This window comes from Mesorhizobium sp. ISC15, from assembly GCF_037162615.1.
GTDB classification, from domain to species: domain Bacteria; phylum Pseudomonadota; class Alphaproteobacteria; order Rhizobiales; family Rhizobiaceae; genus Mesorhizobium; species Mesorhizobium mediterraneum.
In genome coordinates, this window is the sequence record NZ_JAVSPX010000001.1 from 4261434 (window position 1) to 4288027 (window position 26594).

At 61.3% G+C, this 26594-nt stretch carries 23 protein-coding genes; 10 read left to right on the plus strand and 13 right to left on the minus strand.

The window, feature by feature from the left end:
• The first annotated feature begins 206 nt into the window (after positions 1 to 206).
• Together RPG13_RS20560 and rimO are read left to right on the plus strand one after the other, a co-directional pair.
• Complete coding sequence (locus RPG13_RS20560; protein ID WP_095486794.1) at positions 207 to 866, plus strand: TerC family protein; 660 nt, start codon at positions 207 to 209, stop codon at positions 864 to 866.
• Between the two features lie 136 nt (positions 867 to 1002).
• Positions 1003 to 2316, plus strand: a complete 1314-nt coding sequence (rimO, locus tag RPG13_RS20565) for a 30S ribosomal protein S12 methylthiotransferase RimO (protein ID WP_292645605.1) — start codon at positions 1003 to 1005, stop codon at positions 2314 to 2316.
• 129 nt (positions 2317 to 2445) lie between these two features.
• Here rimO and RPG13_RS20570 read toward each other — a convergent pair whose 3' ends face one another.
• Positions 2446 to 3354, minus strand: a complete 909-nt coding sequence (locus RPG13_RS20570) for a LysR family transcriptional regulator (protein WP_185928346.1) — start codon at positions 3352 to 3354, stop codon at positions 2446 to 2448.
• Positions 3355 to 3467: 113 nt separating this feature from the next.
• Here RPG13_RS20570 and RPG13_RS20575 point away from each other — a divergent pair, with 113 nt between their 5' ends.
• Positions 3468 to 4772 (plus strand): beta-propeller fold lactonase family protein, encoded by a 1305-nt coding sequence (locus RPG13_RS20575; protein WP_292645609.1) that lies wholly within the window; start codon positions 3468 to 3470, stop codon positions 4770 to 4772.
• 96 nt (positions 4773 to 4868) lie between these two features.
• Here the strand turns inward: RPG13_RS20575 and RPG13_RS20580 are convergent, their stop codons facing one another.
• The 8 genes from RPG13_RS20580 to RPG13_RS20615 form a co-directional block, all read right to left on the minus strand.
• Positions 4869 to 5936, minus strand: coding sequence for a BMP family ABC transporter substrate-binding protein (locus tag RPG13_RS20580; protein WP_337125843.1), 1068 nt, complete (start codon positions 5934 to 5936; stop codon positions 4869 to 4871).
• Positions 5937 to 5988: 52 nt separating this feature from the next.
• Positions 5989 to 6909, minus strand: a complete 921-nt coding sequence (locus tag RPG13_RS20585; protein WP_095486799.1) for an ABC transporter permease — start codon at positions 6907 to 6909, stop codon at positions 5989 to 5991.
• The gene (locus RPG13_RS20590; RefSeq protein ID WP_337125844.1) at positions 6909 to 8021 is read right to left on the minus strand and encodes an ABC transporter permease; all 1113 of its coding nucleotides are present in this window, start codon (positions 8019 to 8021) and stop codon (positions 6909 to 6911) included. Before RPG13_RS20590 ends, RPG13_RS20585 begins: the two co-directional genes overlap by 1 nt.
• The gene (locus RPG13_RS20595) at positions 8018 to 9595 is read right to left on the minus strand and encodes an ABC transporter ATP-binding protein (protein ID WP_337125846.1); all 1578 of its coding nucleotides are present in this window, start codon (positions 9593 to 9595) and stop codon (positions 8018 to 8020) included. Before RPG13_RS20595 ends, RPG13_RS20590 begins: the two co-directional genes overlap by 4 nt.
• A gap of 164 nt (positions 9596 to 9759) precedes the next feature.
• Positions 9760 to 10737, minus strand: coding sequence for a quinone oxidoreductase family protein (locus RPG13_RS20600; protein ID WP_095486801.1), 978 nt, complete (start codon positions 10735 to 10737; stop codon positions 9760 to 9762).
• A 35-nt stretch (positions 10738 to 10772) separates the two neighbouring features.
• Positions 10773 to 11591 carry a phosphatidylcholine synthase gene (pcsA, locus tag RPG13_RS20605; RefSeq protein WP_164547211.1) on the minus strand — a complete coding sequence of 273 codons (819 nt, stop codon included), beginning with the start codon at positions 11589 to 11591 and terminating at the stop codon, positions 10773 to 10775.
• Positions 11588 to 12202, minus strand: a complete 615-nt coding sequence (locus RPG13_RS20610) for a DUF1326 domain-containing protein (protein ID WP_095486803.1) — start codon at positions 12200 to 12202, stop codon at positions 11588 to 11590. Before RPG13_RS20610 ends, pcsA begins: the two co-directional genes overlap by 4 nt.
• Before the next feature lie 14 nt (positions 12203 to 12216).
• A complete protein-coding gene (locus RPG13_RS20615) occupies positions 12217 to 13155 on the minus strand; it encodes a DUF2182 domain-containing protein (protein WP_337125850.1) in 939 nt (312 codons plus the stop codon).
• A gap of 63 nt (positions 13156 to 13218) precedes the next feature.
• Here RPG13_RS20615 and RPG13_RS20620 point away from each other — a divergent pair, with 63 nt between their 5' ends.
• Positions 13219 to 14430 (plus strand): UbiH/UbiF family hydroxylase, encoded by a 1212-nt coding sequence (locus tag RPG13_RS20620; RefSeq protein WP_337125851.1) that lies wholly within the window; start codon positions 13219 to 13221, stop codon positions 14428 to 14430.
• Positions 14431 to 14637: 207 nt separating this feature from the next.
• Positions 14638 to 14961 (plus strand): heat shock protein HspQ, encoded by a 324-nt coding sequence (gene hspQ, locus RPG13_RS20625; RefSeq protein ID WP_164547210.1) that lies wholly within the window; start codon positions 14638 to 14640, stop codon positions 14959 to 14961.
• Between the two features lie 98 nt (positions 14962 to 15059).
• Here hspQ and RPG13_RS20630 read toward each other — a convergent pair whose 3' ends face one another.
• A complete protein-coding gene (locus tag RPG13_RS20630; protein ID WP_095486806.1) occupies positions 15060 to 15689 on the minus strand; it encodes an invasion associated locus B family protein in 630 nt (209 codons plus the stop codon).
• Between the two features lie 229 nt (positions 15690 to 15918).
• Between RPG13_RS20630 and RPG13_RS20635 the strand changes: the two genes are divergently transcribed.
• The 4 genes from RPG13_RS20635 to mgtE all read left to right on the plus strand — a co-directional run bounded on the left by RPG13_RS20635 (position 15919) and on the right by mgtE (position 22765).
• Positions 15919 to 17739 carry an extracellular solute-binding protein gene (locus RPG13_RS20635; protein ID WP_337125854.1) on the plus strand — a complete coding sequence of 607 codons (1821 nt, stop codon included), beginning with the start codon at positions 15919 to 15921 and terminating at the stop codon, positions 17737 to 17739.
• 116 nt (positions 17740 to 17855) lie between these two features.
• Entirely contained in the window at positions 17856 to 18536 is a 681-nt protein-coding gene (locus RPG13_RS20640; protein ID WP_337125855.1) for a DsbA family oxidoreductase, read from the plus strand.
• Between the two features lie 608 nt (positions 18537 to 19144).
• The gene (locus RPG13_RS20645) at positions 19145 to 21031 is read left to right on the plus strand and encodes an ABC transporter ATP-binding protein/permease (RefSeq protein ID WP_337125856.1); all 1887 of its coding nucleotides are present in this window, start codon (positions 19145 to 19147) and stop codon (positions 21029 to 21031) included.
• Between the two features lie 369 nt (positions 21032 to 21400).
• A complete protein-coding gene (mgtE, locus tag RPG13_RS20650; RefSeq protein WP_337125857.1) occupies positions 21401 to 22765 on the plus strand; it encodes a magnesium transporter in 1365 nt (454 codons plus the stop codon).
• Between the two features lie 55 nt (positions 22766 to 22820).
• On the opposite strand, the gene gor is transcribed toward mgtE, so the two are convergent.
• The 3 genes from gor to rpiA all read right to left on the minus strand — a co-directional run bounded on the left by gor (position 22821) and on the right by rpiA (position 25645).
• Entirely contained in the window at positions 22821 to 24209 is a 1389-nt protein-coding gene (gene gor / locus RPG13_RS20655) for a glutathione-disulfide reductase (protein ID WP_337125859.1), read from the minus strand.
• Between the two features lie 154 nt (positions 24210 to 24363).
• Complete coding sequence (locus RPG13_RS20660; RefSeq protein WP_337125860.1) at positions 24364 to 24930, minus strand: DUF2059 domain-containing protein; 567 nt, start codon at positions 24928 to 24930, stop codon at positions 24364 to 24366.
• A complete protein-coding gene (gene rpiA / locus RPG13_RS20665) occupies positions 24917 to 25645 on the minus strand; it encodes a ribose-5-phosphate isomerase RpiA (protein WP_337125862.1) in 729 nt (242 codons plus the stop codon). Before rpiA ends, RPG13_RS20660 begins: the two co-directional genes overlap by 14 nt.
• 153 nt (positions 25646 to 25798) lie before the next feature.
• Between rpiA and RPG13_RS20670 the strand changes: the two genes are divergently transcribed.
• Positions 25799 to 26482, plus strand: coding sequence for a phosphoglycolate phosphatase (locus RPG13_RS20670; protein WP_337125863.1), 684 nt, complete (start codon positions 25799 to 25801; stop codon positions 26480 to 26482).
• Positions 26483 to 26594: the final 112 nt, after the last annotated feature.

The following is a 26594-nucleotide window of genomic DNA, read 5'->3' on the forward strand; positions in this document are numbered from 1 at the left end:
GGCGTATGATCCTTTCCCGATTCCGGGTCATGCGCCAGTATGTCTCGATCTTGGCAGCTTTCACCGGCTGCCGGCGATTTCCACCGCGATCAGGCGGTTTGCCGGCGTTGTCCTCAAGCGATCTCTTGACGCGCGGGAACCATACACGTTAGGCGTCCGAATACTCGGCGCCGACGATCGGCGAACAAGCAAGGAACTTCCAGTTGATGGAAATTTTTACCGCCGCAGGCTTCTCCGCCCTGCTCCAGGTTATCGCCATCGACCTCGTACTTGCAGGCGATAACGCCATCGTCATCGGCCTTGCCGCGGCCGGCCTGCCGGCCGAGCAGCGCAAGAAGGCCATCCTCATCGGCGTGCTGGCAGCGACCGTGCTGCGCATATGTTTTGCAGCAGTAACCGTTCAACTGCTCTTGATCGTCGGTCTGCTGCTGGCCGGCGGCATCCTGCTGTTGTGGGTTTGCTGGAAGATGTGGCGCGAACTGCGCACCTCCCATGCCGACGAGCTGGAAGCGACCGAGGCGCTGTCGAATGCCGATCTCGACAAGGACGATGCCGTGGCTGGCAAGTCACCGCGCAAGACGCTGGGCCAGGCCGCACTGCAGATCGTCGTCGCCGACGTGTCGATGTCGCTCGACAATGTGCTGGCGGTCGCTGGTGCGGCGCGCGATCATTTCTCCGTGCTGATCATCGGCCTCGTTCTCTCGATCGCGCTGATGGGTCTGGCCGCGACCTTTATCGCCAAGCTGCTGCACCGCCACCGCTGGATTGCCTATATCGGCCTGCTGATCATTCTGTATGTCGCGCTCGACATGGTCTATCGAGGCGCGCTGGAAGTCTGGCCGCATGTGAACAATGCGGTGAGCTGACGCCGCCTGTCCCGCCGTTTCCGTCGTCGGCACCGATACATTCATCGTGCGTTTCGTCGCGGTTGCCGCGGGCCCATACCAATGCCGCAATAAGTGTGGTACTGCGCCGCCAATCCTGAAAAGCCGGAAAACCTTTATGTCTGCCCCTCGCGTCAGTTTCGTCAGCCTTGGATGCCCGAAAGCCCTTGTGGATTCGGAGCGCATCATCACGCGCCTGCGCGCCGAAGGCTATGAGATCGCGCGCAAGCATGACGGCGCCGATCTGGTCGTCGTCAACACCTGCGGCTTCCTCGATTCGGCTCGCGATGAATCGCTCAATGCCATCGGCTCCGCCCTATCGGAGAATGGCAGGGTCATCGTCACCGGTTGCCTCGGCGCCGAACCGGACGTCATCCGCGAAAAACACCCCAACGTTCTCGCCATCACCGGTCCGCAGGCCTACGAGAGCGTGATGGCTGCCGTGCATGAGGCTGCGCCCCCGAGCCACGATCCCTATGTCGACCTTTTGCCGCCGCAAGGCGTCAAGCTCACGCCGCGCCACTATGCCTATCTCAAGATTTCGGAAGGCTGCAACAATCGCTGCACCTTCTGCATCATCCCCGCGCTGCGCGGCGATCTCGTCTCGCGGCCGGCGGCCGACGTGTTGCGCGAAGCCGAGAAATTGGCCAAGGCCGGCGTCAAGGAGATCCTGGTCATTTCGCAGGACACCAGCGCCTATGGCATCGACATCAAATACCAGACCAGCATGTTCGGCGATCGTGAAGTGCGGGCAAAGTTCCTCGATCTGTCAGAGGAACTCGGCAAGCTCGGCATCTGGGTGCGCATGCACTATGTCTACCCCTACCCGCATGTCGCCGATGTCATCCCGCTGATGGCCGAAGGAAAGATCCTTCCCTATTTGGACATCCCGTTCCAGCACGCCTCGCCGCAGGTGCTGAAGAACATGCGCCGTCCCGCCCATGGCGAAAAGACTATCGACCGCATTCGCGGCTGGCGCGAAATCTGTCCGGATCTGGCCATCCGCTCCACCTTCATCGTCGGCTTCCCCGGCGAGACGGACGACGATTTCGAGATGCTGCTCGACTGGCTGGACGAAGCCAAGATCGACCGCGCCGGCTGTTTCAAATACGAGCCGGTCCGAGGCGCCCGCTCCAACGACCTCGGCCTCGAACAGGTGCCGCAGGAGATCAAGGAAGCGCGTTGGCACCGCTTTATGCAGCGCCAGCAGAAGATCTCGGCGACGCAGCTCGCCAGGAAGGTCGGCAAGCGCCTGCCTGTCCTGGTTGACGAGGCGCATGGCACCTCGGCCAAGGGCCGCACCAAATACGACGCGCCCGAAATCGACGGCTCGGTGCATATCCAGTCGCGGCGCCCGTTGCGCGCCGGCGACATCGTCACCGTCAAGATCGACCGCGCCGACGCCTACGATCTCTATGGCTCGGCGGTTTGATAGCTGGGCGGGGTGAAGACCTCTCCTGCTAGAGCATTTTGCAGCCAAACGTCTTCGTTTGGCGTCCGACAAAATGCGTTAAAATAAAGAGTTAGAGCGCGGTTTTGGTTCGACCAAACACAAAGGGCTCTAGGACGTGACCGTTTCGCTTACACGGATAAGCATCCGCCTGAGCCAGGCGTGACCGGGATCGCTGTCGTTCCTCCGATGCCACAGCAGAGTTTCCTGATAACCGAAATAGTCGAAGGGCAGCGGAAAAGAGCGCACGCGCGGCCAATTCGTAAGCCGGATCACGTTTGCCGACAAGGTGCAGATCATGTCCGTCTCGGCGATGATCGCCGGCACGGCGAGCGCATAAGGCAGGCTCATTGCAACGGTCCGCTTCAGGCCGCGGTCGTCCAGCAGACGATCGATGTAGCCCTTCAGATCGCCGACATGAGTGACCAGCAAGTGCGGATACTTCAGAAAGAGCTCGAGCGTCAGCGCGTCGCGGATCTCAGGATGCTCGGCCGAGACGATCGATATCCAGTTCACGTGGAAGAGCGATGCACGTTTGATCGTCGTCGGCGCATCGGGCAGGATGGTGATCGCAAGGTCTATCGAGCCCTTCTCGAGACAATCAACGATCTCCTGGCGATGTAAGCTGCGCAAGACGATCGAAACTCTAGGCGCCGCTGAACGAAGCACCGGCATCAGTCTGGGCATCAAAGTCGCCGCGATGTGATCGGTGGTCGCGATCCTGAAGATGCGACCCGATCGCTCCGGCGAGAACTGGCCGAATCCTCCCAACGCATCCTGGATCTGGCGTAGCGCGGCCCGGATCGGATCGGCGAGATCGAGCGCCTTTTCGGTCGGCCGCACGCCATCGGCATGACGAACGAAGAGATCATCGGCGAAAAGCCGACGCAGATGGGCGAGGCGCTTGCTCATCGCAGGCTGGCTGAGCCCGATGCGGGCTGCCGCCGCGCTCACGCTCCCTTCACTGAGGAGGGCGTCGAAGGCGACAAGCAGGTTCAGATCGACGGCAGCTAGATTCACACTGGGCCTCCGACAGTTTATTACTGAAGGGAATATTGAGATGTCAAATATCGATTGGACGACTGAAAGCGAACCCGGAAGATAGGCGCCTTCCAATAGATATGGAGACATGGATGCGACGCTGTTCTCTCGCTGCTATCGTTCTATTCCTGATGCCGAGCCTCTCAAGTGCTCAGCCGGCCGAAGGTCACGGAGGGGCCGTCTTCGTGTTGTCGGATCTCGATATGGTGCCGACCGTCTACGAGACGGGCGAGCTCGGGCCTCCAGACCCTCACTATCTGGATACGCTGTCCATCATCACCTCGCCGACGGAGCGGTCTCGCTCTGTCGCGATGATGGAGGTTTCGAATTCAACCTATGGGCCGCCCGGAGCACTAGACGTCTCCCTGGATGGCCGGTTCGTTTTCGTCGCCGAAACTTTCCGTCAACGGCCCGAACGGGCGACCCGCCTCGACGAGTTGCAGCAAGGCGACACGATCAGATCGCTCCGGCTCGATGGGGGCCACTCGTCGGCGGTCGACAGCGTGAGGATCGGAATCCAGCCCCAGGCGATTCATCTCAATCCTGCAGGCGATCTTATCGCGGCGATTACTGTCGACGCCGAACACGAACTCACTTTCGTACCGGTCAGGGAGGGTCGGTTCGGGCCCGTATCCAGCTTCGGTCTCGATCTTGAGCCGTCAACGGGTTTCATTCCATTGAAGGCGACCTGGGTGCAGTGGCATCCAAGCGGCCGGTATATCGGGGTCAATCTCGTCGACCGTGGTCAGGTTGCCTTCTATGAGGTGCTGCGCGGAAAGGACGGGGCGGTTTCTGCTATTCGTCCCTGGGGCAATCGCGTCCAGACGAACAAGTTCCCCTTTATCGGCCGCTTTTCGCCCGACGGCCGCTACTACATCACCTCCGATGTTCAATGGGGAATCGATACAACTGGCTTCTATGGCGTTCAGGAGGGCATTCTCACCACAGTCCGGCTTGCCGATGTCGGCGCGACGGGCGACGCGGCAAGGCACACCGTGCCTCACATCGCGCTTGGTGGCTGGGGCGCCGAGACGATCGCCTTCAGCCCCGACGGCCGCTTTCTTGTCACGTCCAACCTTCGCGGCACCGGCAAGCCAGACGGCTCGCGCGACTGGACGGAGCACGCGTCGCTCAGCCTCTATCAGCTGGACACTGAAACAGGACGGCTGTCACCGCACGGCGAATGGCCGCTCGAAGGTGTGCTGCCGCAAGGACTCGCTTTTGATCGCACGGGACAAAAGCTCTTCGTCGGCGTGAACCGTTACCGCAATGACGAAGCGCCCCTTGGCGGCGCCGTCGAGATATGGCAGATCACGACGGAAGGGCGCCCGGCGCTCGCTCCCACATCGGATCGCATCAGGCTGCCCGCGGGCGTCCATACGATAATCGCCCGCTGAACTTTCGTGAGTGGGACTCGCAGTCGGGCAGGTTAACCTTCGAAACTCTGCGCATGAAAAGAGGACGCCCGAAGGCGCCCTCCCCAGTGCTTGCGCTTACTGCGGCAGCTTGTCATCGACGCCTTTGACGTAGAAGTTCATGCCGAGCAGCGTAGCGTCGTCGGCGACTTCGCCGTCCTTGAGCCATGGCGTGCCGTCCTGCTTGGCAATCGGCCCGGTGAAGGGGTTCCAGCCCTCGACGATCTTCTTCTCGGTGGCTTGCGCCATCGCCTTCACCTCATCGGGCATGTTGGTGTAAGCGGCCATTTTAACGGCGCCGTCCTTGATGCCCAGCCAGACGTTGCCGGGCTTCCATGTGCCGTCGAGCACGGCCTTCACCCGGCTGATATAATAGGGTCCCCAATCGTCGACGATCGAGGTCAACTGCGCCTTGGGGGCAAACTTGATCATGTCCGAAGACTGGCCGAACCCCTGCAGGCCGCGCTCTTCGGCGACTTGCAGGGCAGCGGTCGAGTCGGTGTGCTGGACGATGATGTCGGCACCCTGGTCGAACAGAGCCTTGGCGGCATCGGCTTCCTTGCCCGGATCGAACCATGAATTGACCCAGACGATCTTCGCCTTGAAGTCCGGGTTGACCGACTGGGCGCCAAGCATGAAGGAATTGATGCCCATCACCACTTCGGGGATCGGGAACGAAACGATGTAGCCGGCGACGCCCGACTTCGATTGCTTGGCGGCGATCTGGCCGAGGATGTAGCGGCCTTCGTAGAAGCGCGCATTGTAGATGCCGAGATTGTCCGACGTCTTGTAGCCGGTCGCGTGCTCGAACTTAACGTCGGGGAATTTCTTGGCGACCTTCACTTCGGGGTCCATGAAGCCGAAGGAAGTGCCGAAGATGATCTTGCATCCTTCGCGCGCCAGGCGCTCGAAAGCACGATCGGCATCGGGACCCTCGGAGACGTTCTCCAGGTATGCGGTCTCGACCTTGTCGCCGAGTGCCTTCTCTACGTCCAGGCGGCCCTGGTCATGCTGGTACGAATAGCCGAAATCACCGATCGGGCCGGTATAGACCCAACAGGCTTTCAGCTTTTCCTGCGCTTCGGCGGTCGCCGCCAGCGACAATGCTGCCGCCGTGGCCATCAGCGCAATAAGCAGTTTTTTCATCGTGTTACCTCTCTGAGTTAAGCCTTGGAGCTTCCCGGCTGTCTTTTATTATTCAACGATCCGGAACGAATGGCTGCCCCAAGGAAGCCGGTGTGTTCATCATCGTCAAACGCTTGTTGCGCGAGATTAGAACGAGAACCACGATGGTTGCCAGATAGGGCAACGAAGAAAGCAGTTGTGAGGGAACCGGAATGCCAAAAGCCTGTGCATGAAGCTGGCCGATCCATACCGCGCCGAAGATATAGGCGCCGGCCAGCACCCGCCATGGCCGCCATGATGCGAACACGACCAGCGCCAGCGCGATCCAGCCGCGCCCGGCGGTCATGTTCTCTACCCATTGCGGCGTATAGACCAACGACAGGTGGCCCCCGGCAAGGCCTGCACAGGCGCCGCCGAAGATCACTGAGAGATAGCGGTAGCGGATGACTTGGATGCCAAGTGCATGGGCCGATGTGTGGCTGTCGCCGATCGAGCGCAGCGTGAGTCCGGTGCGGGTCTTGAACAGGAACCACATGACGGCGGCGGTCAATGCGATCGAGATGTAGAAGATCGGGTCCTGGCCGAACAACAACCTGCCGATGACCGGGATCGCTGTCAGGCCGGGAATGTCGAGGTTTGGCAGCCTCGCGCCGGGCTGGCCGACAAAGCTGGTGCCCATCATGCCGGAAAGGCCGAGGCCGAGCAATGTCAGCGACAGACCGGTCGCCACCTGGTTGGTGGCCAGCGACAGCGTCATGACGGCGAACAGCAGCGAAAACACCGCACCCAAGGCGATCGCCGCCAACAACCCGATCCACGGCGATCCGGTGAGATAGCCGGCGCCGAAACCGCCGACCGCCCCCATGATCATCATGCCTTCGACACCGAGATTGAGCACGCCGGAACGTTCGACCACCAGCTCGCCGATCGCCGCGATCAGCAAAGGCGTCGCCGCGGTTGCGATGGTCAAAAGAATGTTGACGGTGATGTCCATCAGCGGGCCTCCTCCAGCTTCGGTGCGGATTCAAGCTTCGGCGCGGCAAAGCCAATCAGACGAATGCGGTAGTGAATGAGCGTGTCGCAGCCGAGCACGAAGAACAGGAGCATGCCCTGGAACACGCGCGCCACCTTGTCGGAGATGCCGAGCGCGCTTTGCACCGCCTCGCCGCCGAGATAGGTCAGCGCCAGCACCAGGCCCGCCGCGACGATGCCTAGTGGATTGAGCCGGCCGAGGAACGCCACGATGATGGCGGTGAAGCCGTAGCCGGGCGAAATGACCGGCTGCAACTGGCCGATGGCGCCGGAGACTTCCGAGATGCCGGCAAGTCCGGCCAGCGCACCTGACAACATGAAGGCGAAGAACACCATCCGGTTGATGCCGAAGCCAGCGAAGCGCCCTGCCCTGGGACTTGAGCCGAGCACGCGGACCTCGAAGCCTTTCAGCATGCGGCTCATCAGGATCCAGACCAGCACCGCCGCGACCAGCGCAAAGACAAAACCCCAATTGGCGCGGCCGGAGGCCGGCATCAATTCCGGCAAGATGGCCGAGTCGTTGAACTGTATCGTCTGCGGGAAGTTGAAACCCTTAGGATCGCGCCAGGGACCACGCACCAGCCAGTCGAGAAACAGCTGCGCGACATAGACCAGCATCAGGCTGGTCAGGATCTCGTTGGTGTTGAAGCGCGCTTTGAGCAGAGCCGGAATGGCGGCGTAGGCGGCGCCGCCGATCATGCCGAACAGCAGCATCAGCGGCAGCACCAGCGGGCCTTCAAACTGCGGAAACAGCACCGGAATGCTCGAGCCGACGATGCCGCCCAGGATGAATTGGCCTTCCGCGCCGATGTTCCAGATATTGGCCCTGTAGCAGACCGACAGGCCGACCCCGATCAGAATGAGCGGTGCCGCCTTGATCGCCAGCTCATGCAGCTGCCAGACCTGACTGATCGGCTCGATGAAGTAAATTTGGAACGCCTTCAAAGGATTGACGCCAAGCAGCGCGAACAAGATGGCGCCGGCAATGATCGTCAACACGAATGCAATGAAGGGCGACAGCGCCGAGAACAGCATCGAGCGCTGTGGCCGTTTGACGAGTTCGAGGCGCATCATGACGTCTCCAGAGCGTGTTCGGCGTGGCCGGGCTCGGCCCCGCCCATCAGCAGTCCTATCTTTTCGAACGTGGCCTCAGCGATCGGCAAAGGCTTCGACAATTCGCCATTGTGCATCACCGCGATCGCGTCGGATATTTCGAACAATTCGTCGAGATCCTGGCTGATGACCAGCACTGCCGAGCCGCTGCGCGCCAGTTCGATCAGCGTCTGGCGAATGTGGGCGGCAGCACCGGCGTCGACGCCCCACGTCGGCTGATTGACGACCATCACGCTTGGCCTGCGGTCGAGTTCGCGGCCGACGATGAATTTCTGCAGATTGCCGCCTGAAAGCGCTGCCGCCTCTGGATCCGGAGCGCTCTTGCGCACATCCATCGCTTTGATGATGCGCTGGGCAGCGGCATAGATTGCATCGCTTTTGACCATTCCACCGGCGCCGACAAACACCTTTCCATCGGTGGCATGGCGCGACAGAAGCAGGTTTTCCGAGAGCTTCATTCGCGGCGCCGCACCGTGGCCGAGCCGCTCTTCCGGCACGAAGGCAGCGCCCATCAACCGCCTGCCGGTGATGCTGAGGCCGCCGGCATCCTTGCCGCGGATGCGCACCGAAGCGGCATCCTGCTGCGGCACCTCGCCGGAAACGGATTCGAAGAACTCGCCCTGGCCGTTGCCGGCGACGCCTGCAATGCCGATCACTTCGCCGGCGCGCACCGTCAAGTTGATGTTCCTGAGCGGGATCGAGAACGGCGTTGCCGGCTTGCGGCTGAGCGCGCGGATTTCAAGCAGCGGCTGCGCGGTCTCGATACCCTGGGCCGGCGCGCGCACCACGGCCTGCACGTCGTTGCCGACCATCATGCGCGCCAGTGATGCTGCGGTTTCCTTGCGCGGGTTGCAATGGCCAACCACCTTGCCGTGGCGCAGCACGGTGGCGCGGTCGCAGATGCGCTTGACCTCTTCAAGGCGGTGCGAAATGTAGAGGATGGACTTTCCTTCCGAGCGCAGCCGTTCGAGCGTCTCGAACAGTTTGTCGGCTTCCTGCGGCGTCAGCACCGAAGTCGGCTCGTCGAGGATGATGAGCTGCGGCGTCTGCAGAAGGCAGCGGATGATCTCGATACGCTGGCGCTCACCGACAGACAGGTCGCCGACCAGCGATTGCGGGTCGAGCGGCAGGCCGTAGCTGTAGGAAAGCGCCCTCGCCTTCGCGGCAATCGTGCTGATCGGCGAACCGTCGTCCAATGACAGGGCGATGTTCTCGGCCGCCGTCAGTGCCTCGAACAGCGAAAAATGCTGGAACACCATGCCGATGCCAAGCTTCTTCGCAAAGCCGGGATTAGTGATCGTGACCGCCTGACCGTTCCAGAAAATCTCGCCCGAATTGGGCTCCAGTGTTCCGAACAGCATTTTTACGAGCGTCGACTTGCCGGCGCCGTTCTCGCCGAGCAGCGCGTGGATTTCGCCTTTCGCGACGTTGAGATCGACATGGTCGCACGCTGTCAGCGTGCCGAACGTCTTGGTTAGGCCACGAACCTCAAGCAGGGTTGCGCCGTCCTGATTTGCACTCACAGTGCCTCCCATCTGGTTTGCCAGATATGTTCTGTGTTCCCGCAGGCATGGTATGCGCGGCCTGCTGTCGTCGCAAAGCGGCACCCGTCTTGAAAGAGCTTCAAGAATTTCAGCGGAAACCTAGCGCATCGGCCCGAAAATCGAAATCGATTTTCGGAAAAGCACCATGCGTAGGCTCATGGGATAAGAATGGTTGTTCCGGTCGTCCTGCGACCTTCAAGGTCGGAATGCGCCCTGCCGGCATCCCTAAGCGCGTAGCGCTGGTTGATCTTGATCTTGACCGCACCGCTGAGCACGATTTCGAACAACGCGGCGGCGGATGCTTCCAGGTCTTCGCGTTTGGCGTTGTAGACGAACAGCGTCGGACGGGTTGCGAACAGCGAACCTTTCTGCGCCAGCAACGACATGCTGAACGGCGGGACCGGGCCTGACGATTGACCGAAGCTGGCGAACATGCCGAGCGGCTTCAGGCAATCGAGCGAGGCAGGAAAGGTGTCGTTGCCGACCGAATCATAGACGACGTCGCACTTCTTGCCGCCGGTGATGGCGAGGACGCCGGCGACGAAATCCTGCTCGCGGTAGTTGATGACATGGTCGAAGCCATGCGCCTTGGCGAGCTCGATCTTGTCGGTAGAGCTGGCGGTGCCGATCACGGTTGCGCCAAGATGCTTTGCCCATTGGCCGAGGATCAGCCCGACACCGCCGGCCGCCGCGTGAAACAGGATCGTGTCGCCCGCTTTCACCTTGAAGGTACGGCGCAGCAGATACTCCGCCGTCATCCCTTTCAGCATCATGGCGGCCGCCTGTTCGTCGCTGATGCCGTCCGGCACCTTCACGACGCGGTCGGCGGCGATCACGCGCTGCTCGGCATAGGCGCCAGTCGTCACGGCGTAGGCGATGCGATCGCCCGGCTTCAGCCAGTCGATATCCGCGCCCACTTCCAACACCAATCCGGCCGCCTCGCTGCCGGGTATAAGCGGGAAACCGCCTGGCGGAGGATAAAGGCCGGAGCGATGATAGACGTCGATGAAATTGAGGCCGATCGCCGTGTGTCTGACCAGGATTTGCCCCGAGCCGGGTTGGCCCGGTTCGGCGTCCTCATAGGTCAGAACCTCCGGACCGCCATTGACGTGGATACGGATCGCTTTGGACATTTTCTGGCTCTCTCGGGATCAGGCGCTCTTGGGGATCAGGCTTTCTTGTCATCCGGCTTTGCGCCGAGATTTGGAAAGAGCTGCATGATACCGCCGATGCAAGCGAGGTAAAGCCCGGTGACCGTGATGCCGATCTTTGTAAAGACACTCACCTGCTCGCCCAAAACGCCGATCTGGTCGTAGAAGGCGGCAAGAGCCGCCTGCGCCAGGGCCAGCGCTCCGAAAGCGCACCATAGCAGCGTCATGCCAAGGTTGATCGGGCGCAGCCGCACCACCCGCACCGGGTGGATGAAATAGATCGGCATGAAGGTCAGGATGCCGGCCACCACGACCACGGCGAAGGAAACCCATTGTCCCGGATCGATGACGAACAGCGTGAACACCACCATGTTCCAGACCACCGGAAACCCCTTGAAAAAATTTTCCTTCGTCTTCATGCCGGTGTCGGCATAGTAGATCGCGCTCGATACCACGATGATCGCCGCCGACAGGAACGACAGGCCCTCGCCCATGAAGCCACGCTGATAAAGCGCGAAGGCCGGTATCAGCACGTAGGTCACGTAGTCGATGATGTTGTCGAGGAGTTCGCCCGACCACGTCGGCAGGATTTCCTTGACCTCGAGTTTCCTGGCGATCGGCCCGTCGATACCGTCGACGAATAGCGCCAGTCCCAGCCACCAGAACATCGCTGTCCAGCGCTGCTCGCTCGCAGCCACCAGCGACAGGAATGCCAGGAACGACCCCGACGCGGTCAGCAGGTGGACCGAAAACGCGCGTGCCTGCGGCCACGTGACTTTCTTTTTCGGCCTTGGAATCCTGTCCGTGATTTTCCTGGCCGTTATTTTTTTACTCACGGGCCCCGCCAGTCCAGCTTGCAGATTTCGGCCGAGCGGCCGGCAAAATTCCAGTTGCGGCCGAAGGCCCGCATCTTGCTCTTGTCGGACCTGGCCACGATGATTTCCGGTGCGATCCAGTACTCCGAATTGCTGATCACCGTATCCTTGTCGCGGTCCTTGCCGGCAATCGGCGTCACCGCCCCATCGATGATTTTCGGTATCTGGAAGACCCGCGTCCTGTCGCGCGTCTCATAAGTGATCGGCGCCTGCTCGACGCCGAGGAACTTTCCGACCAAGATGGAGAGCAGTGAGGTGGTTCCGCCGGCCTTGCCGGTGAAAATTTTCGTCAATGCCTTGACCGCATAGACCGAGGCGCGCTTGTCGATGAACAGTCCGGCCGTCCAGTTGCCGCGGCTCATATAGCCGGGGATTTCCATGACCAGCCCAAGGTTGAGACCGGACAGGTCGACCTCGCCGAAATGGCCGGCATCGATGCGGAACCCTGCCCAGGTCTGACAATAGCCCTCGGTCGGCGGATGATTGCCGAGAGATAGCACGCAAGGGCAAAAAACCGTGCAATTGCAGGAGAGCACCAGCTCTCCTTTCATTGCCCAGCTTTGATCTGCCATCGAATTCTCTCCCCTTATGCCGAGACTACTAGCAGGGCGGTTGCCCAGACAAGCAGTATCGCACCGGCGACCCGGGTTGGCAGCCGGCCCGCCGTCTGTTTTTCGATCAAGGTGAACAGACCGATCAGCGCCATCCAGAATACGTTCATCACACCGACGGCGAACATCACCAGCATCAGCGCCCAGCAGCAGCCGAGGCACCAGACGCCCTGCTCCATGCCGAGCCGGAAAATGCGGCCGGGCCTAGCGCTCCAGTTGGAAAACAGGATCGAGAACGGGTTTTTGCACTTTGTCAGGCAGGCTTCCTTCAGGCCGCTGAACTGGTAAAGGCCGGCAACCAAAAGCGCGACGGCTCCGGTCGCTCCGACCACTGGATCGAGCATCTGCGCAGATGAAGTGAAGGTGTGGACGGCGAGCGTCAGCGCCGCAAACATGGCCGACGCAGCCAACCACACGCAGAGGTAACCGGCGACCAGGACCAGCGGATGGACGACCGGTTCGCCCTTGATTCGTGCTGTATTGGCGATCTCGCAATAGGTGCGGATCATCGGCGCCGCCGAGGGCAGCATGGTGGCGACCGCCATCAGGAACCACATGACGATGAGCGCTCCGGCCTGCGCGCCGACGCCTCCGTCGAGCGGCGCGGGTGCAAGACAAAGGGTAAAGAAGCGCTCGAGAAAATCCGGCAGCGGCAGCTCCGGCAGATATCTGAGCATCGTGTCGCCGGGTGCATCGATGCCGGGAGCCCGGCTTTCGGCGCCGCGTATCGCCATGGCGCCAAGAAGCAGCCAGGCGAGGAGAACGCCTGCGCCCAACACGATGGTCACCACCAGGCGAGGATTGCGCGAGATGCTCGCCGCGGCACGGCCGACGCGGTCGAGATGGCTGAAATCATGGTCTTGGCCGGTCATGGCAATCGAATGGGCCGAATCGCCGCGTTGATCAAGCCGCATGATCTGACCTATATGCTCGTCAGGTCGGACCGACCGCCTCGCATCGCAACCGGGAAGCCGAATTTGGACCATCGGGAGACAGCACGGATACTGGTTGCCGGCAGCGGCCCGGCAGGGCTGATCGCGGCGCTTGGCTTCGCAGACGCCGGCTTTCCCGTGACGCTCGTCGGACCTGAGGCAAATGGCCAAGACGGCCGAACGACGGCCTTGATGAACCCGGCCCTGAAAATGCTTGAACGGTTGGGCGTCCTCGACGACGTGAGATCCCAGGCCGCAGCGCTGAAGGTGATGCGCATCGTCGATGCAACCAGCCGGCTGATCCGCAGCCCGGTGGTCACTTTTCGCGCCAGCGAAATCGGCGAGGAGCAGTTCGGGCTGAACCTACCCAACAGCGCGCTCAACCCTGCCCTTGCCGGGGCCGTTGCCGCGCATTCCGGCATCGAATGGCGAAAATTGATGGTGGAGACCTGGCGCCTCGACGCCGATCATGCCCATGCGGTCCTGTCTGACGGCAGTGAGATCGCAGCATCGCTGGCGGTCGCTGCCGACGGGCGTCTGTCGCCGGCCCGCGCGGCTGCCGGCATCTCGACATCCGCCCGGTCCTACCCGCAGGCGGCGCTGGTTCTCAATTTCGGCCACCGCAGCGACCACGCTTTCACCTCGACCGAATTCCACACCGAAACCGGCCCGTTCACCCAAGTTCCCCTGCCCGGCAACCGGTCCAGCCTTGTCTGGGTGGCAGAACCGGAAACGGCGAAGGAACTCGCCGAACTGGACGACGCGACGCTTTCGACTCGGGTCGAATTGCGGATGCAATCGATGCTGGGCCGGGTGACTGTCGAACCCGGCCGGCAGATCTACCCGCTTTCGGGCGTGACGCCCCGGTGCTTCGCACGTAACCGGGTGGCACTTGTCGGCGAAGCAGCTCATGTGTTTCCGCCGATTGGCGCGCAAGGTCTCAACCTTGGTATCAGGGATATCGACGATCTCATTGGGATTGCTTGCGAAAACAGGACCGATCCAGGCACCGTCAAGTCACTCGCAGCTTATGATTTCAGGCGTCGGCCCGACATTGTGGCACGCAGCAGCGCGGTCAACCTGCTCAACAAGTCGCTACTATCGGACATGCTGCCGGCCCAGATGGCGCGTAGTGCCGGCCTCGGCGTGCTCGGCGGCTTCGCGCCGCTACGCGCCTTTTTCATGCGCGAGGGCTTGCTGCCCGGCAGTGGTTTTGCGGCGCTCGCCGACGGCTTAAGGAAACAAGTCCGGCGGTAGCGCGCCCCTCGCATGGGCTAGCCCGCAGCTTGACGGCGCGTCAAGCGCTTTGGCATTGAATTGACGCGGCGTCTGCGCCAAATAGAGCCAGGTATCAGCCCTAAAGTCGGGCTCGATTTTTGTAGCGTAATGCGTAAATTTAAAGTCTTGGGGGAGTCTGCGCATTCCAAGGCCGCACGGCACTTCCGGGACTTAGTGGTGAGTACGATGAAGACAGCCAAATTCTCGATCGGACAGGTGGTTCGCCACCGGCTGTTTCCGTTCCGCGGCATCATTTTCGATGTCGATCCTCAGTTCGCCAACACCGACGAATGGTACGAGGCGATCCCCGCGGATGTGCGGCCGCGCAAGGACCAGCCCTTCTACCATTTGCTCGCCGAGAATTCGGAAACGGAATACATCGCCTATGTGTCTGAGCAGAACCTGCTCGAGGATCAGTCTGGCGAACCGGTGCGGCATCCGCAGATAGGCGAGATGTTCGACAAGAGGCCGGACGGGCGCTACGCGCCGAGACGCCAGTCAAGACATTGACATGACGAGATTGCGGGCCTGACTGGGATCAGGAAAATGGCCGGCCGGAACGAAAAAAGCGGGGCATGACCCCGCTTTTTCTTGTTCGCTTGGCGCGATCAGTTGGCGGTCTTCGCCTTGTCCTGCTCTTCCTTGAGCTTCTTGGCGAAGTCCTGGTTGTTCTTGGCAACAAAATCCTGAAGCTTCTTCTGCCGATCCTCGATATCCGACTGCTGCAGCGGCGGCCCGTCGAAGGCGCCGCTGAAGCCGGTCAGCGCGATCTTGATCGGGTTCGGCTGGTTCTGGAAATTGACCGATGTCAGCGTCAGGTTCGAACCCTTCTTGAAGGAGGCGACGAGCTGGTCGGTCAGCGGCACCTCCGCCACGCAGCGGTCGGGGAAGCAGATCACATAATCGAGCTTCTGCGCCTTCCCGGTATCGATCTGAAGGCCAATGCCGGGAGGAACCAGGCGACCGGTCGGAACCGTCACCTGAAACACCTTGCGGTTTACCTTGCCCTTCAACTCGATCAGGCTGACGCCGGTGACGAGCTGGCCGTTGCCGGCAGTCGTGATGTTTTGGACATTGCAGATGTCGACGTCTTCCTGCTTGGTGCAGGCTTTGAACCAGCCCTGCGGAATCTGCTGTTGCTGCTGCGCAAAAGCAGCAGGAAGTTGTGCGCCCAAAAAGCCGACCACGCCAGCGGCCAGGACCGACAGGCGGTACGCGTTGCTGTTTAGGCTCGTCATATCGTGAACTTCCTCTCAAATGATCCCAGGACCGGCTTCTTCGCGCCGTGTGGTCCAGCTACCTGTTGCCAAAATGAGGCAACAGAATGACTCGGACGGCGTGTTACACCGCAAGCGGTGCCGAATCCAGCCCGATACTGCAATTCTTGAACTCGCGATTGGCCGGGAGGTGGCCGGCTCATGTTAGGGTGCGCTCCGAATCATCAAGCCGACCAGTAAGGAGACGGTCATGGGCCGCGTTCTTGTTTGGCTGATCGCCGCGATCTCGTCTATCACCCTTTCGCTTCAGCCAGCTCTGTCGGAGCCGAAACACGCGATCGCCATGCAAGGCGAGCCGGCGCTGCCGGCCGACTATACGCATTTCAACTACGTCAATCCCGATGCGCCCAAGGGCGGCAGCATCACCTATTGCGTCGTCGGCAGCTTCGACAATCTCAACCCGTTCATCTTGAAAAGCCTGCGCACGACGGCGCGCGGAATGATGGATAAGATCTTCGGTAATCTCGTCTTCGAGCCGCTGATGCAGCGCAATGACGATGAAGCCTTCAGTCTTTACGGCCTGCTTGCCGACACTGCCGACATGGATCCAGAGCGCAAGAGCATCGAATTCCACCTCGATCCAAGGGCCAAGTGGTCGGATGGCCAACCGGTGACTGCGGAAGACGTGCTTTTCACTTACGACGTGTTTACCGAGAAAGGCCGGCCACCTTACAGCGCCCGTATGAGCATGGTCGCCAAACTCGAAAAAACCGGCGACCGCAGCGTGCGGTTTACATTCAACGACAAGGCCAACCGCGAGACTCCGTTGATTATCGCGGTGACGCCAATTCTGCCGAAGCACGCTTTCGACAAGAAAACCTTCGACAGGACCACGCTGAAACCTGTGATCGGCAGTGGCCCGTACACCGTGACGCAAGTGGCGCCCGGCCAGCGTATCGTGTTCAAGCGCAACCCAAATTATTGGGGCAAGGACATTCCCACCAAGCGCGGTTTCGATAATTACGACCAGATCACTATCGAATATTTCCTCAACGCCAACGCCAAGCTGGAAGCTTTCAAGAAAGGCATCTGCGCCATCGATGACGACAGCGATCCGGTCAAGCGCGAGCGCGATCTCAACTTCCCGGCCTTCCACAAGGGCGATGTGATCGCCGAAACGTTCGACACCGGCATCCCGCCAGTGGTGACGGGGTTCCTGTTCAACACACGGCTGCCGAAGTTTTCCAGTCCGGTCGTTCGACGCGCGCTCGGCATGCTCTACGACTTCGAATGGGCCAACAAGAACCTGTTCGGCGGCAAGTATATGCGCACCATGAGCTATTGGCAGAATTCCGAGCTTTCCGCGCTCGGCCATCCGGCCGACGATAGGGAAAAGGCGCTTCTGGCACCCTACCCGGGCCGTGTGCCGGCGGATGTCATGGACGGCACCTGGCGGCCACCCGTCGCCGACGGCTCGGGCCAGGACCGCAAGGTGCTGAAGGCCGCCTTCGATATATTGAAGGGCGCCGGCTATACCTTGCAGGATGGAGCGATGCTCGATCCAGAGGGGAAACCCTTCGGCTTCGAGATCCTGACCGCCTCGCAGAACGAGGAGCGCCTTGCCGCCATCTACCAGCGCACGCTGGCGAAGATCGGTATCGATGTCACCATCCGCAGCCTTGACGGCGACCAGATCCAGTCGCGCAAGCAACGTTTCGATTTCGAGGTGCTGATCGGCACCAGCGGCTTCGAGAACTCGCTGTCGCCCGGCATCGAGCAGGTCGGGCGCTGGGGATCCGCTGCCGCCAATGCCGAAGGGTCATTCAACCTCGCCGGCGTCGCCGATCCGGCGATAGATGCCGCACTTGAGGCGATGCTCGACGCCCGCAGCCGCGAAGATTATGTTGCCGCCGTCCGGGTTCTCGACAGGTTGCTGATCTCCGGCAACTACATGGTTCCGATGCAGCACAACACGCAGCAATGGCTTGCCTACTGGAGCTACCTGGAACATCCTGAAAAGACGCCCATATCAGGCTATCGACTGCCGACGTGGTGGCGCAAGGCGAACTGAACACAATCCGAACCGAAGGTCCGCGTCAGCGAAAACTAGACCCCCGGTTTTGCTTGCCGACCTCCGGATGAGGTCATGCCCAAAAGAAAAGCTTCCCCTCCTGACAGGAGATCATGATGAGCGAACTGAACTCCATCACCGTCGACGTCGTGTCCGATGTCGTCTGCCCGTGGTGCTTCATTGGCCAGAAGCGGCTCGACAAGGCGATCGCTGCTGCAAACGATGTCGACGTGCATATACGCTGGCGGCCGTTCCAGCTCGACCCGACCATCCCACCCGAAGGCAAGGATCGCCGCGAATATATGGTGGCCAAGTTCGGCAGCGACGAACGCATCCGCGAGATCCACGCCCGCATCGAGCCACTGGGGGAAGCCGAAGGGATCAACTTCGCGTTCGCCGCCATCAAGGTCGCGCCCAACACGCTGGACGCGCACCGCGTCATCCGCTGGGCTGGTGCCGCCGGCGAGGCCATGCAGAACCGGCTGGTGCGACGTCTGTTCCAGTTGAATTTCGAGGAAGGCGCCAATCTCGGCGATCATCTCGTGCTGATCAACGCCGCCCGCGAGGCCGGCATGGACGCATCCGTGGTCGAGACGCTTTTGCCGACGGACGCCGATGTCGAGGCGGTGCGTACCGAAATCGCCACCGCTTCGCACATGGGCATCACGGGCGTGCCGTGCTTCCTGCTCGAGGGCAAGTATGCGGTGATGGGCGCGCAGGACGCCGATACGCTCACCAACGCCATTCGCGAGGTTGCCGCGGCCAAGGCGCGGGGTGAGCTGGAGAAGGCGAGCTGAATACACCGTCACCTTGGCATTGCTGACGAAAAGTCCGTGGCCGTTGCTGCTGGTGCGGGTCAATCCCTTGGCTGACTGACCTGCAGGAAATGGCCCCTAGCTCCGGCTGTTTCCATGGGCGAGCGTGGCGACATCGCTGCAGCAGCGTTTCAGCCAGCGCCATTTCCGGTCACTTTTTCGGCCGCCGCCAAGTCGACATGGCAACAGAAGACGGCACGTTTTTGCGGGCATCCGTCTTTCGCAGCATAAAATCGGCTGATCGACTTTTCACAAAACTGTGTGAAGGGCTTCCCTAAGGGAAGGTACCCGCGCTCGCATATGTGGGCCGACAAGCCATTGAAATTATAGGGACAATACGCCTTCGGGAACGAGACCGTATGACATTGCGGTCTTGGATTCTGTTGCTTGATGGCAACGGCGAGTGGGTCAATCGCCCGCGGGTCGAGAAAAGATAATGGAAAATGATCAATTGGTGTTACTGTCTGTAACAAAACTAAAAGAGGTTTGGGCGGATAGTGATTCGGGTCGGTAGACCAGAGCGACATTCAATATCGGAAAAATGGCTCCGCGGTGCCGCAAGGCCGCCGCTCCTGACACCGGTTTCCTCGATGCGCAGCTTCTGGGGACTGATGCGAGCCTACTGGTTCTCGGACCGCTGGGTGGAGGCCTGGACTCTAACGCTGGTCATCGCGCTGTTCACCGCGCTCTCCAGCAAGGCCGGCGTCTGGTTCGCCGAAGCATCCGGGGAACTGGTCAACTCGATCGCCTTTTACCACGATGCCGCGAACACGACGCCGCTCGCATCGCTGCTCACCAACGCCGGCATGCTCATCCTTCTGGTCGTGCTCAAGGACGCGGGCTTTACCGGCATCCGCACCTTTGTTTCCGCGACGCTTCATCGCAAGTGGCGCGGCTGGCTGGACAGCCGTTTCAACGAAGCGCTTCTCGACACCAACCATACGCATTTCCATGCCCAGCATGGGTCCTCCGGCGCCACCGCTCCTGACAACATCGACCAGCGCGTCCAGGAATCGATCAAGGACATGACCGGCGGAGCCATCGGCCTCGCCATTGGGGTCATGGCTGTCGCCACATCGCTTTATTTCGTCGGCCAGAAACTGCTTGAAACCTCGGTGGAGGTGAAAGGGCTTGAGTTCCTCGGCAGCTATGGCAGCGCGGTCCTGGCTTTCCTGGCGGTCGCCATCTACGTGCCGCTGAACACCTGGATCGCGGTGAAGGTTGGCAGACTGCTGGAACGGCTCAATATCAGGATGCAGCAGTCCGAAGGCAGTTATCGCGGCGAGCTGACCACGTTCCTGCGCCGCAGTTTCCACGTCGCCGCGTCACAGGGCGAAAATGTGCAAAAGACGATGCACGACCGGCTTTATGTCGACATTGACCGCACCTGGGCGCGGCTGAACATCGTCAACACCGGCTACCGTTCGTTCGAGCTGATCTACAATTTCATCGGCGCCCGCATTGTCGCCTATGGGCCGGGCCTCGTGCCCTACATCCACAACCGTTTCGACCTCAAGGGCTACATAACCGGCTCCGAGATGGTCAACTCGCTGATCAGTCAATGCTCGTGGTTCATCCATGTCATGCCTTCCATCGCGGCGCTGCGGGCCAACAGCCAACGCGTGACCGAACTCGCCAACGCAATCGAAAACGTCCAGCATCCGCAGGAATTCTACAGTCTCACCGGCTGCTCCGATTTCCGCTACGACCGCCAAAACCCGGTTTTCGGCTTGACCATCCAGAAGCTGGAGCTGACCCATCAGGGCGAGGACGCCTCGCCCTTCCTGAGCGCCGCGAATTTGCGCTTCCGACGCGGCGAGTGGACGTTCCTGAAGGGCGAGTCAGGCTGCGGCAAGACATCGTTGATCAAGGCGATCAACGGCTTGTGGCCCTATGGCCGCGGTAGCATCGTCTTCCCGGAAGGGGTCGAAAGTTTCTATGCCGCCCAGGAAGTCAAGCTGCAGCAGGTCTCGCTGAAGCAACTGGTCTGCCTGCCCGGCTCTGAGCACGATCACACCGACGCGCACGTTGCGTCGGCTCTGCACAGAGCGGGCCTTGGCGATTTCATCGAACACATGGCCGATGAAAGCCGCGAGGGAATGAACTGGGACCAGGTGCTTTCGGGCGGCCAGAAACAGAAGCTGGTTGTCGCCCGTATCGTCCTGCAGCAGCCGGGGCTGCTGTTCCTCGACGAAGCGACCGGCGCGCTCGATCCCGAAGGGAAGATCGCTTTCCATCAGGCGATCAAAGACAATTGTCCAGACGTCACGGTGATCTCAATCATGCACGAGGCCGTGCCGCCAAGAGCGCTTTCAGGCGCCGAATTCTACCACAGCATCGTCACCATCGCGGACGGTGTCGCGACCAAGAAGCCGCTGGCGCCGAGCCTGCCGGTCGAGCTCACCACCATCCTCGCGCACCCAAGGCCGGTCGAAGAAAAATGGCTGCGCTTCCCTCGCCGCATGAGGCAGAAATAGCGGCGGCATGACGATTGCTGCCCATTGTCGGGTCCTGCACCGCCGCAGCGCATCCGACAGCGATCACAGTCTTGCGATCTGACCCGTCCGCAGCCGTTTTCAGCCGCCATTGCGATTGACTCGGCCAGGCGCCCGCCTATGTTGCGCCGGCTTGCAGAATTTCAACCTACAGCGCCGCTCATTCTTTTGGACGCGCAAATGACGCTGTAGCACTTTTGATTTGCGCATTCGATTTTCGGGTCATGCCTTGACCCGCGAGCAGAAAGGTCACCGCGCCATGCCTGGCGACAGTCACAGTCGAACGCAACCGCCGTCCGCCTGAACGTGACCTGACCGGTTCACGTCCTGCCGGGCGGCAAGGAGTGAGCCATGAACGAATCTTCCCCCGTAGCGGGCGGCGATGCCAGCGCGATCGCCCGTATCCTCGCAAACGATCATGTCGCCGACATTGTCGAAACACTGAACTGGGAGCCGCGCGAAACAGCGACGGAGCTGCTCTGTGAAGTACCCTTCGAGCGGCTGGTCGAGATCTTCGACCAGCCCGACCTTGATGGCGCGTCCGAGCTCGTCGAGGCGCTGCCTCGTGTCAAGGCAGGCAGACTCCTCGCCGCCATGTCGGTCGACCGCGCCGCCGACATATCGCGCGATCTGGCGGAGCCGGCACGTAGCGAGCTGCTCGGTGGCCTCGCGCCGCCGTTGCGCGCGACGCTGCTAACGATTCTTGGCTATCCCGAAGGCAGCGCCGCCTCCATTATGACGACGGAATATGTCAGCGTGCCCTCGGACTGGACCGTGGGCCGTACGCTGGACCATATCCGCAAGGTGGAGCGGACCCGCGAGACCGTCTACGCGATCTATATCGTCGACCCGCGGACGCATGTCCTCGTGCGCTCGACCAGCCTGCGCCGGCTGATCACCGGCGAGCCGGAAGATCCGATCATAGCGATCGCGCCGGATCGCTTGCCGGTGACCGTTTCGCCGCTGACCGACCGCGAAAAGGTTGCGCACCTCATTTCCAAGTATGACCTGCTCGCTGTCCCGGTCGTCGAGAACGGGAAGATACTCGGCATCGTCACTGTCGACGACATCATCGACACGATGATCGAAGAGACGACGCAGGACGTCCATCGTTTCGGCGGCATGGAGGCTCTGGAAGAGCCCTACATGAAGATGAGTTTTCTCGCCATGATCCAGAAACGCGCCGGCTGGTTGTGCGCGCTGTTCATCAGCGAGATGCTGACGGCCAATGCCATGCAGAGCTATGAAGGCGAGTTGGAGAAGGCTGTTGTGCTGACCCTGTTCATCCCGCTGATCATGAGTTCAGGCGGCAATTCCGGCTCGCAGGCGACCTCGCTGGTCATCCGAGCGCTGGCACTGCGCGAAATCGGTCTTGGGGACTGGTGGCGGGTGGCCCTGCGCGAACTACCGGCCGGACTGGTGCTTGGATCGATCCTCGGCGTCGTCGGCGTCTGCCGCATCACGCTGTGGCAGTATCTGGGCCTCTATGATTACGGCCCGCACTGGCAACTGATCGCCGCAACCGTCGGCGCGGCACTGGTCGGGATCGTCACCTTCGGCTCGCTGTCGGGATCGATGCTGCCGTTCGCCCTGAAACGGATCGGCTTCGATCCGGCCAGCGCGTCGGCCCCGTTCGTCGCCACGCTTGTCGATGTCACCGGATTGGTGATCTATTTTTCGGTGGCGCTGGTGATCCTGCGCGGCACGTTGCTGTAACAACCCTCGCGCTTCCATCGCGGCAATCTCGCTGCCGCGATGGATTCTTGTCGCGTCAGACGCGCTCGCCGTCCTTCACCTGGTAGGTCGGCTTGTACATGGTGACGAGTTCTTCCGCCGCGGTCGGATGCACGGCCATCGTGCGGTCGAAGTCATCCTTGGTCAGCCCGGCCTTCAGCGGAATGCCGAGAAGCTGCGCCATTTCGCCTGCATCCGGTCCGAGGATATGGGCGCCGAGCACTCTTTTCGAGGCGCCGTCGACCACCAGCTTCACCAGCATCTTTTCGTCGCGGCCGGACAATGTATGCCGCATCGGCCGGAAGGTGGCACGGTAGACCTCGATGTCGGAAAAACGCTTTATGGCCTCGTCTTCCGACAGGCCGACCGTACCGATCTCGGGCTGCGAAAAGACAGCGGTGGCGATCGTATCATGGTCGGGCGCGGTCGGGTTGCCCTTGAAGACGGTCTCGACGAAACACATCGCCTCGTGGATCGCTACTGGCGTCAATTGCACGCGGTTGGTGACGTCGCCGATCGCCCAGATGTTGTCGATATTGGTGCGGGAGTATGTGTCGACATGGATCGCGCCGGTCTTCGACAATTCAATGCCGACACCTTCCAGACCCATGTTCTCGGTGTTGGGCAGACGCCCGATGGCGAGCATGACCTGATCGATCGTCAGCACCTCGCCCCCAGTGACGACGGCGTCTAGCCGTCCGTCCGGGCGCTTCCTCACCCATTCGGATACAGCATGGCAGAGGATCCTTATCCCCTTCTTTTCCATCGTCTCGTGCAGCATGCGCCGCAGATCCATGTCGAAGCGGGAGAGGATTTCCTTGCCGCGATAGACCAGCGTCGTGTCGACGCCAAGGCCGTGAAAGATGTTGGCGAACTCGACGGCAATATAGCCGCCGCCTTCGATCATGATCGCCTTCGGCAATTCCTTCAGGTCGAAGGCCTCGTTGGAAAAGATGCAGTGCTCGTGGCCGGGCAGAGCGGGGTGCGGCGCCGGGCGACCGCCGGTGGCGATGAGAATCTGGTCGGCGGTGACTGTGCGGTCCTCGCCGAGAAGATGCACCACATGCGGATCGACCAGCATGGCGCGCGACTGAAACGTCTCGCCGCCAGCGCCTTGGACATTTTTCCTGTAGATAGCCTCCAGCCGGCTGATCTCGCGATCCTTGTTGGCAACCAGTGTTTGCCAGTCGAAGCTCGCCTGCGGCACGGTCCAGCCATAACCGGCGGCGTCGGCAAAGTGTTCGGGAAACTGGGAGGCATAGACATAGAGCTTCTTCGGCACGCAGCCGCGAATGACGCAGGTGCCGCCATAGCGGTATTCCTCGGCAATGCCGACACGCTTGCCGAGTGCCGCCGCCACGCGGGCCGCCCTCACCCCGCCGGAGCCGCCGCCGATGACGAAAAGATCGTAGTCGTAACCGGCCATGGTGCGGCTCCTTGCCTTCAAAAATGTCTGAGACAGGTAGGCTGCAAACCATCAAAAGAAAAGCCCGGGCCACTACGCCACGCATACTGTCGGATGCGCAACGGAGGCCGGGCTTTCCGGTCCGGCAGCGATAACGCCGCCCGGAAAAATATGCTCAGTTCTTCGGTGCTTCCGGCTGCGTACCATCAGCAGGAGCCGCGGCATTTGCCGGTGCCGTCGCCTTCGCTGCCGCGGCCAGCGTTTCGCCGACCTGCTGGGCGAGATCGCGAGCGACGCCGTTCTGCCAGATCTCGGCGGCCTTGAGCAATTCACGCGTCACGGCCGGGCCGCTGTCGAGCAGCTTCTTGCCGGAATCGGAATTGTAGAAAGTGGCGATTTCGGTAAGCTCTTTTTCGGAAAACACCTTGGCATAGGCCATGGCGGCTTCCTTCTCGAGATCGGCGCGGCGCGAGGCCAGCGCCATCGCCTTTTCGCTGACGGTCCTGCCGATCAGTTCCTGCATGTCCGGGTTCTTTTGGATAAGCTGCTGCTGAAGCGCGGCGGCGGCCTGCGGCAGGATGTTGTCGAACGGGTCCGTCGCATGGATAGCCGCGACCGCAGCGCGCGCCGCCTTCAGATGCCCGTCGGTGACGTCCTGCGAGAACGCCGGCGATGAAAACGCAAAGACGGCTGAAGCTGCCAGAATGGCAGAAAAACGGCGAACCCGGTTATGCAACATCATGATCGATAGAACTCCCTGGTTTTCGGGCGGCATGGACGGTTTGGATGCCGTCGCCCGCGATGATAGCCGTTGATGCCAGCCCGATGAAAAGACCATGCTCGACCACACCCGGAATGGCATGAAGAGCATTCGAAAGCGCTCTTGTATCCGGAATGCGGCCAAAAGATGCATCGAGGATAAAATGGCCGCCGTCTGTAACAAAAGGCTGGCGCCCCGTCATCCTCAATGTGACGGGACCGGAAAGGCCGAGCCTTCCGGCCGCCGCGGCGACCGCGATTTCCGTGGCACGCAGGCCGAATTGGTTGACCTCGATGGGCAGTGGAAAACGGCCGAGCGTCTCGACCATCTTCGAACGGTCGGCAATGACGATCATGCGGGCGGAAGCCGCCGCCACGATCTTTTCGCGCAGCAGCGCACCGCCGCCGCCCTTGATCAATGTCAGCGCCGGATCGATCTCGTCAGCGCCATCGATGGTGAGGTCGAGTTCGGGCGTTTCCTCCAGCGTCGACAGCGGCACGCCAAGCTCGCGGCAAAGGATGGCGGTCCGCTCCGAGGTCGGCACGCCGACAATAGTGAGGCCGGTGGCGACCTTTTCGGCGAGCAGCCGCACGAACTCTTCCGCCGTCGAGCCGGTGCCGATGCCAAGCCGCATGCCGTCGCTCACATGGGCAAGTGCTGCCCGCGCTGCTTCGACCTTCAGTTGCCTCGCATCCATGCTGCGTGTCGCGCCCCAAAAATTTGTTTCGGCGCTCCTAGCATTTTTGCAAGTCCGGTCAAAGACCTTGGCTGTGGATTGACCGAGCCGGCTTGCCTGAATGGATCGCAGCGGCTATCGCCTGCCAACGAAGCAATCGCCACAGGACAGGCCATGACCCGACCGATCATCGTGTTCGACCTCGACGGGACGCTGATCGACACAGCGCCGGACCTGCTCGACAGCCTCAACCACAGCCTTGCCGCCAGCGAACTCGCAGCCGTCGACGAGGTCGGCTTCCGGCGCTTCGTCGGCCATGGCGGACGGGTGATGATCGAGCGCGCGCATGCCGCGCAGCAGAGATCGCTGGAAAGCCAGGAGCATGATCGGTTGCTGAAACTGTTTCTCGATCATTACACCGACAACATCCCGGGCAAATCACGCCCCTACCCCGGCGTCGTCGAGACGATCGCCCGATTCGAGGCAGCCGGTTATCTCTTGGCCGTCTGCACGAACAAATACGAAGCCAACTCGGTGGCGCTGATCGAGGCGCTCGGCCTGGCGAAGCATTTCGCAGCGATTTGCGGTCAGGACACGTTTGCGTTTCGCAAGCCCGACCCGCGCCATCTCACCGAAACCATCGCGCTGGCCGGCGGCAATCCGCACCGTGCGCTGATGGTGGGTGATTCGCAGACCGACATCGATACGGCGAAAGCCGCCGGCATTCCCGTGGTGGCGGTCGATTTCGGCTATACCGACCGCCATGTGCGCGACTTCGAACCGTCGGCGGTGATCTCGCATTTCGATGCGCTGACGCTTGGCCTGGCCGAACGTCTGATTGCTGCTGCGGGGCACTGAGCGCGACGGCGACCGGGCGGGTCCCGATGGGTTGCATTCGGCCTTCGTCGGAACGCCAGCACATCGCCTTGACTTCCCCGGCCTGCCTCCCTTATATCGCGGCGCGCTTGGC